This window comes from Fretibacterium sp. OH1220_COT-178 (genome assembly GCF_003860125.1).
Classification (GTDB): domain Bacteria; phylum Synergistota; class Synergistia; order Synergistales; family Aminobacteriaceae; genus CAJPSE01.
Genome location: NZ_RQYL01000026.1, coordinates 28,001 through 42,998, shown reverse-complemented (window position 1 = coordinate 42,998; position 14,998 = coordinate 28,001). Strand labels below are relative to the sequence as shown.

12 protein-coding genes are annotated in these 14,998 nt (G+C 63.2%); 8 read left to right on the top strand and 4 right to left on the bottom strand.

All coding sequences use genetic code 11. From position 1 onward, the window contains the following. Nucleotides 1-332: 332 nt before the first annotated feature. The 5 genes from EII26_RS10630 to EII26_RS10610 all read left to right on the top strand — a co-directional run bounded on the left by EII26_RS10630 (nt 333) and on the right by EII26_RS10610 (nt 5,718). A complete protein-coding gene (locus EII26_RS10630; protein WP_124889135.1) occupies nt 333-1,430 on the top strand; it encodes an NADH:flavin oxidoreductase/NADH oxidase in 1,098 nt (365 codons plus the stop codon). 156 nt (nt 1,431-1,586) lie between these two features. Then, nucleotides 1,587-2,471: a DnaJ C-terminal domain-containing protein gene (locus tag EII26_RS10625; RefSeq protein WP_233572712.1), complete on the top strand. Its 885-nt coding sequence runs from the start codon at nt 1,587-1,589 to the stop codon at nt 2,469-2,471. A 236-nt stretch (nt 2,472-2,707) separates the two neighbouring features. Beyond that, the gene (locus tag EII26_RS10620) at nt 2,708-3,892 is read left to right on the top strand and encodes a glycine C-acetyltransferase (protein ID WP_124889134.1); all 1,185 of its coding nucleotides are present in this window, start codon (nt 2,708-2,710) and stop codon (nt 3,890-3,892) included. A gap of 42 nt (nt 3,893-3,934) precedes the next feature. Then, the gene (locus EII26_RS10615) at nt 3,935-4,867 is read left to right on the top strand and encodes an NAD-dependent epimerase/dehydratase family protein (protein WP_124889133.1); all 933 of its coding nucleotides are present in this window, start codon (nt 3,935-3,937) and stop codon (nt 4,865-4,867) included. Nucleotides 4,868-5,241: 374 nt separating this feature from the next. Next, on the top strand, nt 5,242-5,718 hold the full coding sequence (locus tag EII26_RS10610; protein WP_233572711.1) for a GNAT family N-acetyltransferase: 477 nt from the start codon (nt 5,242-5,244) through the stop codon (nt 5,716-5,718). 509 nt (nt 5,719-6,227) lie between these two features. On the opposite strand, the gene EII26_RS10605 is transcribed toward EII26_RS10610, so the two are convergent. The 4 genes from EII26_RS10605 to uxuA form a co-directional block, all read right to left on the bottom strand. Continuing rightward, entirely contained in the window at nt 6,228-6,632 is a 405-nt protein-coding gene (locus EII26_RS10605; RefSeq protein WP_124889132.1) for a pyridoxamine 5'-phosphate oxidase family protein, read from the bottom strand. A gap of 64 nt (nt 6,633-6,696) precedes the next feature. Further along, a complete protein-coding gene (locus tag EII26_RS10600) occupies nt 6,697-7,140 on the bottom strand; it encodes a MarR family winged helix-turn-helix transcriptional regulator (RefSeq protein ID WP_124889131.1) in 444 nt (147 codons plus the stop codon). A gap of 141 nt (nt 7,141-7,281) precedes the next feature. Beyond that, nucleotides 7,282-8,364: a DNA polymerase IV gene (dinB, locus tag EII26_RS10595; RefSeq protein WP_124889130.1), complete on the bottom strand. Its 1,083-nt coding sequence runs from the start codon at nt 8,362-8,364 to the stop codon at nt 7,282-7,284. A 49-nt stretch (nt 8,365-8,413) separates the two neighbouring features. Continuing rightward, entirely contained in the window at nt 8,414-9,496 is a 1,083-nt protein-coding gene (gene uxuA, locus EII26_RS10590; RefSeq protein ID WP_124889129.1) for a mannonate dehydratase, read from the bottom strand. 183 nt (nt 9,497-9,679) lie between these two features. On the opposite strand from uxuA, the gene mutS reads away from it, so the two are divergent. From mutS to EII26_RS10575, 3 genes are all read left to right on the top strand, one after another. Next, nucleotides 9,680-12,268, top strand: a complete 2,589-nt coding sequence (gene mutS, locus EII26_RS10585) for a DNA mismatch repair protein MutS (RefSeq protein ID WP_233572710.1) — start codon at nt 9,680-9,682, stop codon at nt 12,266-12,268. A 477-nt stretch (nt 12,269-12,745) separates the two neighbouring features. After that, nucleotides 12,746-13,954 carry an ATP-binding protein gene (locus EII26_RS10580; RefSeq protein ID WP_124889128.1) on the top strand — a complete coding sequence of 403 codons (1,209 nt, stop codon included), beginning with the start codon at nt 12,746-12,748 and terminating at the stop codon, nt 13,952-13,954. Then, nucleotides 13,951-14,967: a ParA family protein gene (locus EII26_RS10575; protein WP_124889127.1), complete on the top strand. Its 1,017-nt coding sequence runs from the start codon at nt 13,951-13,953 to the stop codon at nt 14,965-14,967. Before EII26_RS10580 ends, EII26_RS10575 begins: the two co-directional genes overlap by 4 nt. Nucleotides 14,968-14,998: the final 31 nt, after the last annotated feature.

Sequence of the window (14,998 nt, the reverse complement as noted above, 5' to 3'; positions counted from 1 at the left end):
CCAGGACGAATACCTTGCGCGCTTGCTTGACGGGCAATTTCAAGTCACCTGAATTCCTCATGCCTCCATTATCCAAGAGGCTCCTGTCCTGAGGGGGGACATTCTCTCGGTCCCGCTAAGGGATGACATTATCACAGTCCGGCGACATTCCATTCGGGGGCGCGTTGCTTCTCGAAGCCGAACGGTGCTATAATCGGGGACGGTTTCCTCTGGGGACCGAGGGACGGCCTGAGGCGGGGAACCGCGGGCGTTCCGTTGGGGGGCGCTATTCGGCCCAGGCGGATTGAATGCAGCCTGGTTTTGTTGTCGATGATGACACGGAGGTAACGGTAATGTCGAAATTGTTCTCGCCCTTCCGGCTGGGGCCGCTGGCCCTGAAGAATCGTATCGTCATCCCGCCGATGGATCAGTATTCCGCAACGGAGGGAAAGGCTTCGGACTGGCATCGCATCCACTATGGGGTGCTCGCCGGCTCCGGGGCGGCACTGCTGATCCTCGAGGCGACGGCCGTGAGCCCGGAGGGGCGCATCTCGCCGTCCGACCTGGGGCTCTGGTCCGACGAGGCGGAGGAGGCTCTGCGCGGCCTGATCGGGACCCTGCGCGCCCACGGTTCCGCGGCGCTCGGCGTCCAGCTGGCGCATGCGGGAAGGAAGGCCTCGGTTCTGCCGCCATGGCAGGGGGGCGGGAGCGTACCGGAGGCGGCTGGCGGCTGGCCCGTCGTGGCGCCGTCCCCCCTGCCATGGGACGGGGGCTTTCCGGTACCCCGAGCGCTCTCCGAGACCGAGCTGGAGCGGGTGCGATCGGACTTTGTCCGCGCGGCTCGTCGGGCCGTCGATCTGGGCTTCGACCTCATCGAGATCCATAGCGCGCACGGTTACCTGCTGCATCAGTTTCTGTCGCCCCTCAGCAACGCCAGGCCGGACCGATGGGGCGGGACTCTCGAGGGCCGCATGGCGTTTCCGCTCTCCGTCTTCGAGGCGGTGCGGCAGGAGGTTCCGGAGTCCGTTGCCCTGGGGGTCCGAGTCTCCGCGACGGATTGGGTACCCGGCGGCTGGGATGTCGAGCAGTGTGCCGTCTACGCCCGCGAGCTGGAGACGCGAGGCTGCCGGTTCATCCATGTCTCCTCCGGCGGGCTCTCGCCCAGGCAGGAGATCCCGCTCTATCCCGGCTATCAGATTCCCCTGGCAGCCGCCATCCGCTCGTCCTGTTCCATGCCGGTGATCGGGGTGGGCTTGATCACGGAACCGGACCTTGCGGAGCACGTCGTCGCCTCGGGGCAGGCCGACCTGGTCGCCGTAGGGCGGGGAATGCTGTTCAACCCCCACTGGCCCTGGCTGGCCGCGGCCCGTCTGGGCGCGCGTGTTGCCGCACCCAACCAGTACCTGCGTGCGGCCCCGCATGGGGTGTCGATCTTCGAGACCGGGAGGTGAGCGCTCCGGCGCGGGCTCGGTCCGGCCATGAAACGCCCTTGCCGTGCGTTTCCCGCCTTGGGAGCGCTCTAGTCCGTAGTTTTCGTTATTTACGCCCCTTTGCCGCAATGTTATACTCTCTCGCAAGGTTAACATTGGTCAAATAGGGGCTGGTGAATGATGGCCGTTCAGTACAAGGACTATTACGAGATTCTGGGGGTACCGCGCACCGCGACGCCGGACGAGATTCGGAAGGCGTACAGAAAGCTGGCGAAGAAGTATCACCCGGACGTCTCGAAGGAGAAGGATGCCGACGTCCGCTACAAGGACGTCAACGAGGCTTACGAGGTGCTCAAGGACCCCGAGAAGCGCGAGCGTTACGACACCCTGGGGCCGAACTGGGAGCAGGGCCAGGACTTTGCCCCACCGCCCGGCTGGCAGGGCGGCGGAATGCGCGTGGAGTTCGGCGGGGATATGGGCGGCTTCAGCGATTTTTTCAAGACGATCTTCGGCGGCGGCTTTTCGGAGATGTTCTCGGGGGGGACGCACGCCCGCGCGCCGGTGCGCCGAGACAGCGAGGTGGACCTGGAGCTGACGCTCGAGGACGCGGTCCGCGGCGGCACGCACACTCTGGTGATGCGTTCGGCGGATGGCGGACAGCGGACGATCAACGTCCGCCTTCCCCAGGGTATCGCGGAGGGATCGCGGATCCGGCTTCCGGGCAAGGCGAGCGGCGGCGGCGACATCTATGTGAATCTGCACCTTGCGCCGCATCCCGTATTCCAGGTCAACGGCTATGATTTGACGCGCAACATGAGAATTGCCTCCTGGGACGCCGTGCTGGGGCACGAGGTGCAGGTGGAGACCTTGTCGGGCAGCGTCTCGATGAAAGTTCCGCCCGGGACGCAGAGCGGTCAGCGCCTGAGGCTGCGCGGCAAGGGGCTTCCGAAACGAGGGGGAGGAAACGGCGATCTGTTCGTGCGGGTGGAGGTGGATCTGCCCCGGCATTTGACGGAGCGCCAGAGGGAACTGTGGGAGGAGCTGGCAAAGCTCGGAGGGTGACGCCGAGCATGGCGAGCGATGCGGTGCCCCCCGGGGAATCGAGGACGTGTCCCGATTCCCCGGGGGGCGCCGCACTTCGGGACCGGGGCGGGAAATTCACTCCGGTGAATATATTTGACCTTCTCGCGCTGCCGTGACAAACTGAAAACGGACCGAAGAACCCTCGGATGTCGTCATGCGCTGTGGCGGCCGTCTTGGGGGTGGATGACGTACAGTCGAACCGGGAGGGATGCGCAATGGCTGTTTCGATGGCGTTCATGCAGGAGGAGCTGGACCGCATGAAGCGGGAGGGGCTCTACGGAAACATTCGCACTCTGACGGGGCCGCAGGGGGCCCGGATCGAGATCGACGGCAAAAGGTACCTGAATCTCTGTTCCAACAACTATTTGGGGCTTGCCAACGACCCGCGCGTATGCAGGCGCGCCAAGGAGATCATCGACCGTTATGGCGTCGGACCGGGGGCGGTGCGCACCATCGCCGGAACGATGGACATCCATCTGGAGCTCGAGAGGAAGCTGGCCCGCTTCAAGGGGACCGAGGCCGCCATCACCGTCCAGTCCGGCTTCTGCGGCAATCTGGCCGTGATGCCGACCGTGACGGGCGAGGGAGACCTGATCTTCAGCGATGCGCTGAACCATGCCTCCATCATCGACGCCTGTCGGCTCTCCAAGGCGAAGACCCTGCGCTACGAGCACTCCAACATCGACGACCTGAGGGCCAAGCTCAAGGAGCACGCCTCCGCGCCGGGACGCAGGCTGATCGTCACGGACGGCGTTTTTTCGATGGACGGAGACATCGCCAAACTGCCCGAGATCGTCGCGGCCGCCGAGGAGTTCGGGGCGATGGTCGCGGTGGACGACGCCCACGGGGAGGGCGTTCTGGGCCGCGGCGGGCGCGGAATCGTGGACCACTTCGGCCTGCATGGCCGGGTGGACATCGAGATCGGGACCATGTCCAAGGCCTTCGGGGTCGTCGGCGGCATCGTCGCCGGAAGTGCGACCCTGGTCGACTTCCTGCGTCAGAAGGCTCGTCCCAACCTTTTCAGCAGCGCCATGACCGTCCCGGACGTGGCGGCCAACATGGCGGCGATCGAGATCATGGAGGAGAGCGACGAGCTGGTGAGGAAGCTCTGGGACAACGGGCGATACCTCAAGGCGGAGATGAAGAAGCACGGTTTTGACGTCGGCAGCAGCGAGACGCCCATCACGCCGGTGATCGTGGGCGAGGCCCAGACGGCCAAGGACTTCAGCGCCGCCCTGTTCGAGCGGGGGGTCTTCGCCACGGCGATCGTGTTCCCGACGGTTCCCAAGGGGACCGCGCGCATTCGCGTGATGGTCAGCGCCGCGCACAGTCGGGAGGATCTGGACGAGGGCGTGGCGCTGTTCGCCTCGGTGGGGCGCGAGCTGGGAATTGTCGGTTAGGCCCCGTCGGGGCCGTGACGTGAGGACGGGGGATCGAAACGGATGAAGAGGATTTTTGTGACCGGTTCCGGAGGCCAGGTCGGCACGGAGCTCGTGGCGCATCTGCGCAGGCTGTACGGGGACGCCAACGTCATGGCGTCGGACTTCAAGGCGCAGGAGGGGCATTCGGGGCCCTTCGCGCTGCTGGACGTTCGGGACCGGGGGGCGATCGCGTCGCTGCTGGATGCCTTCAAGCCGGATACGGTCATGCACCTGGCCGGCATCCTCTCGGCGCGCGGGGAGGCCAATCCCCAACAGCTCTGGGAGACGAACATGGGGGGGCTTTACAACATGCTGGAGGTCGCCCGCGAGCGGGGGTGCTCGGTCTTCTTCCCCAGTTCGATCGCCGCGTTCGGTCCGAACACGCCGGCGGACAACACGCCGCAGGACACGATCCAGCGTCCCACCACCATCTACGGCGTCAGCAAGGTGGCCGGAGAGCTCCTCTGCGACTACTACCACCTGAAGTACGGGGTGGATGCGCGCGGCCTCCGTTTCCCCGGTTTGATCTCCTACGAGGCCCTGCCGGGCGGGGGGACCACGGACTATGCCGTCCACATCTATTACGAGGCGCGGGCCAGGGGACGGTACACCAGCTACATCGCGGCGGGCAGCTACATGGACATGATGTACATGCCGGACGCGCTGGACGCGGTGGTTCGCCTGATGGAGGCCGACCCCGCAAAACTGCGGCACCGCAGCGCCTTCAACATCTCGGCCATGAGCTTCGACCCCGAGGGGATCGCGGCGTCCATCCGCAAGGTCCTCCCGGACTTCGAGCTGGACTACGACGTGGACCCGGAGCGACAGGCCATCGCGGACTCGTGGCCCAACTCGCTGGACTGTTCCGCTGCGCGTGAGGAGTGGGGCTTCGCGCCCAGGTACGACCTCGACGCCATGACGCGGGACATGCTGGCACGCGTCCCGGAGCGCTAGAGCTTCCGGCAGGGGCACGAACGAAGGGAGCGGGGCCGTCGGCGGTCCCGCTCCCGTTTCAGTCTTTTGGACGCCCCCGGCTGGGCTCCGATCTCCGGCGACGGTCTGTCGTTGGCGCAAGAAGCCGTTTGGTAAAAGCCCTCGGATTCGATCAAGGCGTTGCGTTTCCGTAGAATTCTGTGCTGCTTGGCCGGGATGGCGGTCCTGCCGCCGAGCGTGCCCTCCGAACGGGCTTCGATCCAACAGGGACGACAGGTGGTCTACTGGCTTAAGGACAGGAGGCGGACATCGGTGAAATACGACTGGAAAGGACAGGAGAAAGGGCTGTACAGGGCAAAGCAATTCCTGTTGTCGATTAAAATATAGAATTGCATGTGCAGAAAGAAAAACAAGGAAAAGAAAAAATGGAATTTGTAAAGATTATTGATGGAGATAAAACGAAGTACATGGATTTGCTGCTTATCGCAGACGAACAGGTGAGCATGATAGAGAAATATTTGTATCGCGGCGACATGTTTGCCTTGTGTGATCAGGATATCAGGGCGATTTGCATTGTGACGCAAGAGCGACCCGGCGTATACGAAATCAAAAATATCGTGACCGTTCCTCGATACCAACGCAAAGGATATGGACAACGTCTGGTTTCATTTATCGCCGATTACTACGGAAAACTGGGCAACGAGTTATATGTCGGAACAGGCGATTGCCCTGGTACTCTCCGTTTCTACGAGAGATGCGGTTTCGAAAAATCGCATGTTGTTAAGAACTTTTTTATAGACAATTACGACCACCCTATTTATGAAGACGGGCAACAGTTGGTTGACATGGTTTATTTAAAAAGGTCTCTATAGTCACGATGGCAATATCGGTCTGTATAAAGACCGCCTTCCTCCAGGCTCCATCCGGTCGCGACCCGTTTGGCAATCGAGTTTAGGCAGCGGCAGCGAGCGCCTTTTGCCTTTATCGCATGCTTCAGAAAATCTTTTTCTCTCATGGGGCGACGTTGGAGCTCGAATTTTTAGTCGAATGCCAAACGGATCCAATTTTCAACTAGCTTCATGCCCGGTATCGGCGGATGGCCGGCTCATGGGGTCTTTCAGGCCGAAGGAGCCGGCCATCCGCCGATACCATTTCGTCCTGAAAGAGAGGAGCGGAGCTTTTCGCCCCCCTGACGACGCCTTCAGGCTCGAAAACGCAAATCCAAGGATTTGCTTTCTCGCTTATGGGCGATTCGTACAGCGGACGACGCAGCTAGGTGGTCGACACCGCCCGTTGGTCGCCTGCCTGATCGTCGCGTTCGCCGGCTCGCCGCTTGTCGCCTGAGAACATTTGGAAATGGAATCGGCCGGCGGTTTTGATTTCACGGATTTTGGCTTTGTGTTCCCTCGGCGAAGGAGAAGGTTCGGGCCTCCTGCACCTCGATGTAGAACATCTTGAAGACGGGGTTGTCCGGGGTCTTGAAGATATCCCGGATCAGGGGATACTCGTCCAGCGCACGCCGCTTCAACGACATGTCGTCGACGAAGATGGCCCGGCCGTTCAGGGACAGCACCGGGTTCCAGTCGCTCGCCCAGGTGCAGAAGGAGACGTTGGGCTCGGCGGTCAGCTGCGCGTAAACGGGCTTGTCGCTCTCCGTGCAGAAGTAGACCCTGTTTTTGCCCTCCATGAAGAGAAACTGAAAGACCCTTGTCGCGACTCCATCCCCATTGCGCGTTGCCAGCACTCCATTGGGGGTCGCCCTCAGAATTTTTTCCAGATCGATCATCGTGCTTCGCCTCCGTCGTTTTTTTGTTTGATATAAAACTAATAATGCGAAAAAAATCCCTTTGTCAGGATTGCGGGACCCTTCCCATCCGCTCGATCATCCTTGTCAGAGCACGGCAGACCATCTCCCTTTCCTCCTCGGAGGAGTCGCCCCAGACCCGCTCCTGCAAGCGGCGGGAAATGCCCTCGAGAATGGCTTGGGAGGCGAGGCCCTTCTCCGTCAGGCGGACGAGGACGACGCGGCTGTCCTTTTCGTCCGGTTCCCGCGCCACGTAGCCCAGCTCCTCCAGTTTGCGCACCAGAACGGTAAGGGTGCTCTTGTCCCTGCGGATGCGGTTGCTGATCGCCTTCATGGGCAACGGCCCCTCGCGGTAAAGTGTCGCCAGAACGGCCCCGTGCGAGGGGACAAGCCCAACAATGCCCTCCTCCTCCAGGCATTCGAGGATAAAGGCATGGGCCAGGGCCCGCAGGTCCGAGATGGTCTGAACGATATCGTCTCCAATGCGCATCGTGGGATCATTTTAGTTTGATATAAAACAATTGTCAAGGGACAAAGAGGGACGGGGGATTTTCGCGATTCGATCGAAACTTCGGTCGGTCATGGCGGCGAACCTCCGCAAAAAGTTCGGCAGGAGTCGCCTTTCCGGGCTTCAGTTCTCCCCGAAGTCGAACTCCAGCTGGGAGCTCGTCGAGCGGTCCGGCGGTTCGCGGTTGCTCAGGACCAGGCCGAGCAGGCGTATCTTCTTTTGGCTGACGTCGACGGCGTCCAGGAGGCCGCAGGCGATCTCCCAGAGCGCGGCGAAGTCGCGGACCGGACGGGGGAGGGTCCGGCTGCGCGTGATGCGCTCGAAGTCGGCGTACTTTGCCTTCACGGTGACGGTGCGTCCCACGAAGCCGATCCGTCCGGCGTGATCCCAGGCCTCGACGGCGGCGTCGCGGAGCCTTGCCCTCAGTTCGTCCCCGTCGTCGATGTCGGCCGCGAAGGTGTTCTCCGCCCCCACGGATTTGCGCACCCGGTCCGGCTCCACCTCCCGATCGTCGAGGGCACGGGCGTTCCGGTAGTAGGTGCTTCCGATCTTGCCGAACAGGCGCACCAGCTCGTGCTCCTCGTACTTTTTCAGGTCGGCCCCCGTGTGGATGCCGAGCCGGTGCATCTCCGCGGCCGTCACCCTGCCGACGCCCCAGAACCGCTCGATCTTCAACCCTTCGACGAAGGTCTCGGCCTGATGGGGCAGGACCACGAAGAGGCCGTCGGGCTTTCGGTAGTCCGAGGCGATCTTGGCCAGAAACTTGTTGACCGAGACCCCGGCCGAGGCGGTCAGATGCGTCTCCTTCAGAATACGCCGCTTGATCTCGCGGGCGATGCGCGTGGCGAAGGGGATGCCGGGCCGGTTCTCCGTCACGTCCAGGTAGGCCTCGTCCAGGGAGAGGGGCTCCACCCTGTCCGTGTAGTCGAGGAGGATTCGGCGTATCTGAAGGGAGATCGCTTCATAGACGTCGAATCGGGCCGGGACGAAGACGAGCTGAGGGCATCGGGCCAGGGCGGCCCGAGAGGACAGGGCCGAGCGGACCCCGAACGCCCGTGCCTCGTAGCTGGCGGCGGCCACCACGCCCCGTTCCCCGGGATAGCCCACGGCCAGGGGCCTCCCGCGGAGCGCGGGATCGTCCCGCTGCTCTATGGAGGCGTAGAAGGCGTCCATGTCGATGTGGATGATCTTGCGCATGCCGGACATTCCGCTTTCCCTGCGCGCAGCGGCCGCGCCCCGCTTCTCCCTTTCCCTTTTAGCGGCCGCGCCGTTCCTTGTCGATGGCCTCCCAGAGGCCGTTGAGGTAGGCGATGCCCAGCGCGCGGTCGTACAGCCCGTAGCCGGGGCGGCCCTTCTCGTCCCAGATCATGCGGCCGTGGTCCGGACGGACGTAGACGTCCGGGCAGGTCTCGTAGATGGCCTCGACGATCGCGTACATGTCCAGCGATCCGTCGCTCGACAGGTGGGACGACTCCCGGAACCGCCGGTAGCCCAGGTGCTTGACGTTGCGCACGTGCACGCAGGCCACACGGCCCATCGAGCCGAAGTGGCGGATGATGGCGGGGACGTCGTTGTCCGGGTTCGAGCCCAGGGAGCCCGTGCAGAGGCAGAGGGCGTTGGCGGGGCTGTCCACGAGTTTCGCGATCCTGTCGAAGCCCTCCAGGTCGTGGGCGATGCGCGGCAGCCCGAAGATGGGCCAGGCGGGGTCGTCCGGGTGGATGGCCAGGCGGACGCCGCACCGCTCGCAGGTCGGTATCACGGCCTCCAGGAAGTACTTCTGGTTGGCCCTCAGCTGGTCCTGGTCCACGTCCTTGTAGAGCTCGAGGACCCGGTCCAGCTCCTTCAGACGGGCCGGTTCCCAGCCGGGAAGGGAGAAGCCGCCCGAGCCCCGGGCGGTGTTCTCCACGATCTGGAGGGGCGTCATGCCCATGAGCTCCTCCTCGTCGTAGTAGAGCGAGTTCGACCCGTCCTCGGGGATCTCCCGGGCCAGGTCGGTCCTCAACCAGTCGAGCACCGGCATGAAGTTGTAGACGATCACCCTGACGCCGCACTGCGCCAGATTCTCGATGGTCCTGCTGTAGTTCTCGATGTATCGGTCCCGGCCGGGAAGGCCCAGCTTGATGTCCTCGTGGACGTTCACGCTCTCGATGACCTCGACCTCGAGCCCGGCCCGATGGACGTGGTCCACATAGTCCCGGACGACCTCGAGCGGCCATACCTCTCCGGCGGCGTACTGGTCCAGCAGCCCCATGAGGCCCGTGCAGCCGGGGATCTGACGGATGTGCCGCAGGGGGATGGCGTCGTTGCCCTCGCCGTACCACCGAAACGTCATTTTCATGGTCTATCCTCTCCTTTAACGATGCGTGCAAAGGCCGCCGGCCCCATCGCCTCGCGGATGGGGTCCGGACAGGCCCATGATAGCCCACGGGAAACGGGCTGTCCACAAGACGGAGGACGGACTATAGTAAAATGGTAAGAACGAGCCGTGCCTGGTGCGCGGGGAAGACGAGGAGACGAGACGGTGACCATACCCGACGACATCAAGATGACTCCGTGGCTGAGTCAGTACAGGCGGTGGAAGACGGAGTACCCCGACGCGCTGCTGCTCTTCCGCATGGGCGATTTCTACGAGCTGTTCTTCGACGATGCGCGGACCGCCGCGGCGGTCCTGGACATCGCCCTGACGGCGCGGGACGCCGACAGGAAGATCCCCATGGCGGGCGTGCCGCACCACGCGCTCTCCCTCTACCTGGGACGGCTCATCAAGGCCGGATACCGCGCCGCCATCTGCGAGCAGATCGGGGAGCCGACGGGCAAGGGCGTGGTGGAGCGGCGCGTCGTTCGCCTCGTCACGCCGGGCACCTACGTTCCGGAGGAGAGCGGCGACACCGGACGCCTGGCGGCCGTCCTTCCCTTGAAGGACGGCCGCGTCGCACTGGCGCTCCTGTCCGTCGAGACCGGCGGTCTCGAGGCGGGGACCCTGTCGCTCGAGGAGGCTGCGGCGCTGCTCTCCGCCTTCGCACCGGGCGAGGTGCTGCACCCGGCGACGCTCCGCACGATTCCCGCTTTTTTGAAGCCCTACGCCCTGCTGCCCGCGGCCCCGGAGCCCTTCCGCCCGGGAACGTCCGCGGAGCGCCTGCGGTCGGCTCTGGGGGGGGGCCGTCTCGCGTCCTTCGGTATCGAGGATGACGATCCCTGCACGGGGCCGGCCTGGGCCGTTTTGGACTATCTGTCCGCGACGCAGTTCAGTGCCGTGCGCCACGTGCTGCGCATCACGCCGCTGCGGGCCAGGGACCGGATGGGCCTGGACGCGGCGGCCCAGAGAAACCTGGAACTGACGCCGGAGCTCTCCTGCGGCTCCGTCTCGCTGCTCTCGTGCCTGGACCGCTGTCGGACCCCCATGGGGCGTCGTACCCTGAGGGAATGGCTGCTGCGGCCGCTGATGGATATCCCCGCCATCGAGCGGCGCCAGGCCTGCATCGGCCTTCTGGTGGGCGACCCTGCGCGTCTGGGCGCCCTGCAGGACGCGCTTGCTGGCGCCCGAGACGCCGAGCGCGCGCTGTCCCGGCTCTCCCTGGGCACGGGGACGCCCCGGGATCTCGCCGCGGTCCGGGACACGCTGCGCCTGCTGCCGAGCCTGCGCTCCTTCTCCTTTCCCGAGCCGCTTGCCGGACTTTTCGACGCTTTGCCGGACCTGGAACCCCTGCGCGTCCATCTGGACGAGGCCCTGGAGGAGGAGCTGCCCCGCGCCCTGGGGGCGGGGCCGGTCGTGCGCTCCTCCTTCAGCGGGGAGCTCGCCTCCTGGCGCGAGGTCTCCGAGAAGGGGGAGGCGTGGCTTGCGGAGTACCTGGAGCGAGAGAGGACGGCGACGGGGTCCCCCCGACTCCGGTCCGGCTACAACCGGGCGTTCGGCTACTATCTGGAGATCGGCCGGTCCGGGCTGGAGACGGTCCCGCCGCACTTCGAGCGGCGCCAGACCCTGGTGAACGCCGAGCGGTTCGTCACCCCGGAGCTGAGGGCGTTTCAGGACAGGATGCTGCGCAGCGAGGGGGAGATCGCGCGCGTCGAGGCCGAGCTTTATCGGGGGGTCGTCGAGCGCGTGATCGCCGATGGGGCGGACATCCAGATGGCGGGACGCCTGCTGGGGGTCTTGGACTGCGCGGCCTCCTCCGCCCAGGTGGCGCGGGAGCGCGGCTACGTCCGTCCGACGGTGGACGATTCCATGGGCCTGACCATCCGCGGCGGCCGCCATCCGGTGCTGGAGACGACCCTGACGGACGCGACCTTCGTGCCCAACGATGTGGTCCTGGGCGGGGACGAGGCGCGTATCGTGATCCTGACGGGGCCGAACATGGCGGGCAAATCCACCTGGCTCCGCATGACGGCCCTTCTGGCGGTCATGGCGCAGGCGGGGTTGTGGATTCCGGCCGAGAGCGCGTCCTTCGGCCTGGTGGACCGCGTCTTCACCCGTATCGGCGCCCACGACGACCTCGTGCGGGGCAACAGCACCTTCATGGTGGAGATGCTGGAGACGGCCGGGATCCTGAACAACGTCACGGACCGCAGCCTGGTCATCCTGGACGAGGTGGGGCGCGGAACGGCCACGTGGGACGGCATGAGCATCGCCTGGGCGGTCCTGGAGTACCTGCACGGCGGCTGCGGTGCGTCCCCTCGGGTGCTGTTCGCCACGCACTGCCACGAGCTCACCTGTCTGGAGGATCGCCTGGAGGGGGTGCGGAACTATAGCATGGCGGTGGCCGAGGGGGCGGAGGGCATCCTGTTCCTGCACCAGGTGGTGCCGCGCCCGGCGGACCGTTCCTACGGCATCGAGGTGGCGCGCCTCGCGGGGCTGCCCAAGCCGGTTCTGAGGCGGGCCTTCGAGCTGCTGGAGCTCTTCGAGCGCGAGGGGTTCGAGCGCTCGTCCATTCCCGACCCCCTGCCGCAGAACGCGTTGCGGCAGCAGCTCCTGCTCTTCTCGCCCGAGACGGACGCCGTGGTGGAGGAGCTGGCGGAGCTGGACCTCGACAACATCACGCCGATGCGAGCGCTGGAGGTGCTCTACAAGATGAAGGAAAAGAGCGTGAGGGCCCGGAATGGCACTTTGGGTTAGGATGGAGGCATAAAAGCAGGCCGATACGCAACGGATCGGGGAAACACCAAGGGAAGCGCTGATTAAAACAAAATCGCATATTTTTCAAAAGTAAATATGCAAAACATCTATAGGCAAAAGTCTACAGCGCTTCCCTAAAAATTAATATGGGGTTGCCCCACGGCAACGGTGCCCTGGGGCAACAGGGCGGCGGCTGCGACGCCGGGAACCTGACGGTTCCCGTAAGTCGGCCGCACGCCACGCCCTCGCCCCCAAGCCCCCACGCCGCTATCCCGAGACTGATCGGCCCGTGAGCGGAGCGAACGGTTGCCGGAAGGCTCCCGTTGGGGATAGCGGCGGCCCCGGTAAGCTTCCTCTTCAAAACAGGCAAGCTGGGGTACCACCGGGGTGCTTCATGGATTAAATCAGCGTTTCCCAAGGTCTGCACGGTGGTGCAAGGCCTCGAAAAAAACTTTTCACTTGGTCAAAGGTGCTGTGATGAGACGATATTCGGATGAAGAACTTTTAGAGTTGCTGAAATCTCTGGAGTCCGACAGGATCGAACGTAAAGAATCCTTCAACGGGGACGTGCCCAGGAAGGTGCGTCAAGCCGTTTGTGCATTTGCCAACGATTTGCCGAATCACAATGAGCCCGGCGTTCTTTTTGTCGGCGCGAAGGACGATGGGGAGCCTTCCGGGTTGCATGTGACCGATCGGCTTTTGCTTGCCCTGGCGGATATCAAGACGGATGGAAATATTCTGCCCCTGCCCGTGCTTTCTGTGGAAAAGCGCGTTTTGAGGGGGGCGGAGCTGGCGGTCGTGACCGTCATGCCCTCCGATATGCCGCCCGTGAAGTACGATGGAAGAATCTGGATTCGCACAGGGCCTCGCCGAGCCATTGCCAACGAGCAGGAGGAACGGCTCTTGATCGAGAGGAGACGATACAAAAACCTTCCTTTCGACATCTACCCCGTGCCTTCGGCCAGAATTACGGATCTGTCCCGGTCGATTTTTGAAAACGAATATCTGCCGTCGGCCTTCGCTCCGGACGTGCTGGAGGAGAACAATCGAACGTATGAGGAGCGGTTGGCGTCCTGTAAGATGATCGTCTCTCCGGAAAATGCGATCCCGACCGTTCTGGGGTTGTTCGCCCTTGGGAAAAGCCCCCAGGATTTTTTGCCGGGGGCCTGCATCCAATTCTTGCGGATCGATGGGACCGAATTGGCGGATCCTGTAGTCGATGAGGAAAAAATCGGTGGGGCGGTCGTCGAAATGCTCCGCCGTGCCGAGGAGAAGCTGAGAGCCCACAATCGCGTTGCCGTGGACATCGCCTCGGCCCCGACACACCGGATCGGCATGCCGTATCCCCCGGCGGCGATACAGCAAATTTTGTACAATGCCGTGTTGCACCGCACGTATGAGAGTACCAACGCGCCTGTGCGAGTGTACTGGTTCGATGATCGAATAGAGATTCACAGCCCGGGGGGGCCCTATGGCAATGTCACCTCCGAAAACTTCGGAAGGCCGGGGATCACGGATTATCGTAATCCGAATATCGCGGATGTGCTCAAGACGTTCGGTTTTATCCAGGCCTTCGGAAGAGGGATCCCCACGGCTCGGAGAGAGGCGGAAAGGAACGGCAATCCTCCTCTGGAGTTTGAGACGAGCCAGAGCGCGGTCGTATGCACGCTCAGGAGGAAATCATGATTTCGCCCGTGCTCACATTCTTCAACAACAAAGGCGGCGTGGGCAAGACCTCCCTTATTTACCATCTGGCCTGGATGTTTGCCAGCCTGCGGAAAAGGATCGTGGCTGCCGACCTCGATCCGCAGGCCAATTTGACCGCGGCATTCCTGACGGAGGAGGAGATCGAGGCGATTTGGGAGGAGGAAAAGCCGGGCTCGACGGTTTTTCAGTGCGTCAAACCTCTGGCTGGGGTCGGTGACATCGCGGAGCCGCACCTTAGAAGGATCGCGCCCGATCTGTATCTGCTCCCCGGCGACGTGCGCCTTTCCGGTTACGAGGAAAGCTTGTCCATGGAATGGCCCAACAGTATGGGGGATCACAATCTCTATCGTCCGATGCGAATTCTCAGCTCCTTCTGGCAGGTCATGCAGATGGCTGCCCGAGCGGTCCGGGCCGATCTGGTCTTGGTCGATATTGGCCCGAATCTCGGCGCAATCAACCGCTCGGCCTTATTGGCGACGGACTATGTGGCCATTCCCCTGGGAGCGGATTTGTTTTCGTTGCAGGGATTGGGCAACTTGGGCCCTGCTTTGCGCTCCTGGAAAAACCTTTGGAAAAAGCGTTTGGATAACTGGAGGGAAAGCGGGGAGGCCCGTCTTTATCCGGATTTTCATTTGCCTGAAGGAAAAATGCAGCCCATCGGCTATCTTTGCCAGCAGCATGGCGTGAGGTTGGAGCGCCCCGTGCAGGCTTATGATAAATGGGTGCAGCGCATTCCGGGGGGCTACCGAAAACATGTCCTGAATGAAGAGCATATCCCCAAAATTTCTCAGGAAGAGGATCCCTATTGCCTGGCAATCATAAAGCACTACCGAAGCCTGATCCCTATGGCTCAGGAGTGCCGTAAACCCATTTTCAACCTCACCTCCGCCGATGGCGCCATCGGCAGTCATGCGAATGCCGTCCAGGACGCCAGGAAGGATTTCAGGCTTCTGGCGGAAAAGATTGCCGGGGAAATAGGCCTTCAGCTTTGAGCAGGAGGCTTGAGGGGAGCGGAATATATCA

Excerpts from the sequence above, each read along its gene's own strand:
- EII26_RS10630 (WP_124889135.1), top strand. The coding sequence starts at position 333 with ATGTCGAAATTGTTCTCGCCCTTCCGGCTGGGGCCGCTGGCCCTGAAG.
- EII26_RS10625 (WP_233572712.1), top strand. The coding sequence starts at position 1,587 with ATGATGGCCGTTCAGTACAAGGACTATTACGAGATTCTGGGGGTACCG.
- EII26_RS10620 (WP_124889134.1), top strand. The coding sequence starts at position 2,708 with ATGGCTGTTTCGATGGCGTTCATGCAGGAGGAGCTGGACCGCATGAAG.
- EII26_RS10615 (WP_124889133.1), top strand. The coding sequence starts at position 3,935 with ATGAAGAGGATTTTTGTGACCGGTTCCGGAGGCCAGGTCGGCACGGAG.
- EII26_RS10605 (WP_124889132.1), bottom strand. The coding sequence starts at position 6,632 with ATGATCGATCTGGAAAAAATTCTGAGGGCGACCCCCAATGGAGTGCTG.
- EII26_RS10600 (WP_124889131.1), bottom strand. The coding sequence starts at position 7,140 with ATGCGCATTGGAGACGATATCGTTCAGACCATCTCGGACCTGCGGGCC.
- dinB (WP_124889130.1), bottom strand. The coding sequence starts at position 8,364 with ATGTCCGGCATGCGCAAGATCATCCACATCGACATGGACGCCTTCTAC.
- uxuA (WP_124889129.1), bottom strand. The coding sequence starts at position 9,496 with ATGAAAATGACGTTTCGGTGGTACGGCGAGGGCAACGACGCCATCCCC.
- EII26_RS10580 (WP_124889128.1), top strand. The coding sequence starts at position 12,746 with ATGAGACGATATTCGGATGAAGAACTTTTAGAGTTGCTGAAATCTCTG.
- EII26_RS10575 (WP_124889127.1), top strand. The coding sequence starts at position 13,951 with ATGATTTCGCCCGTGCTCACATTCTTCAACAACAAAGGCGGCGTGGGC.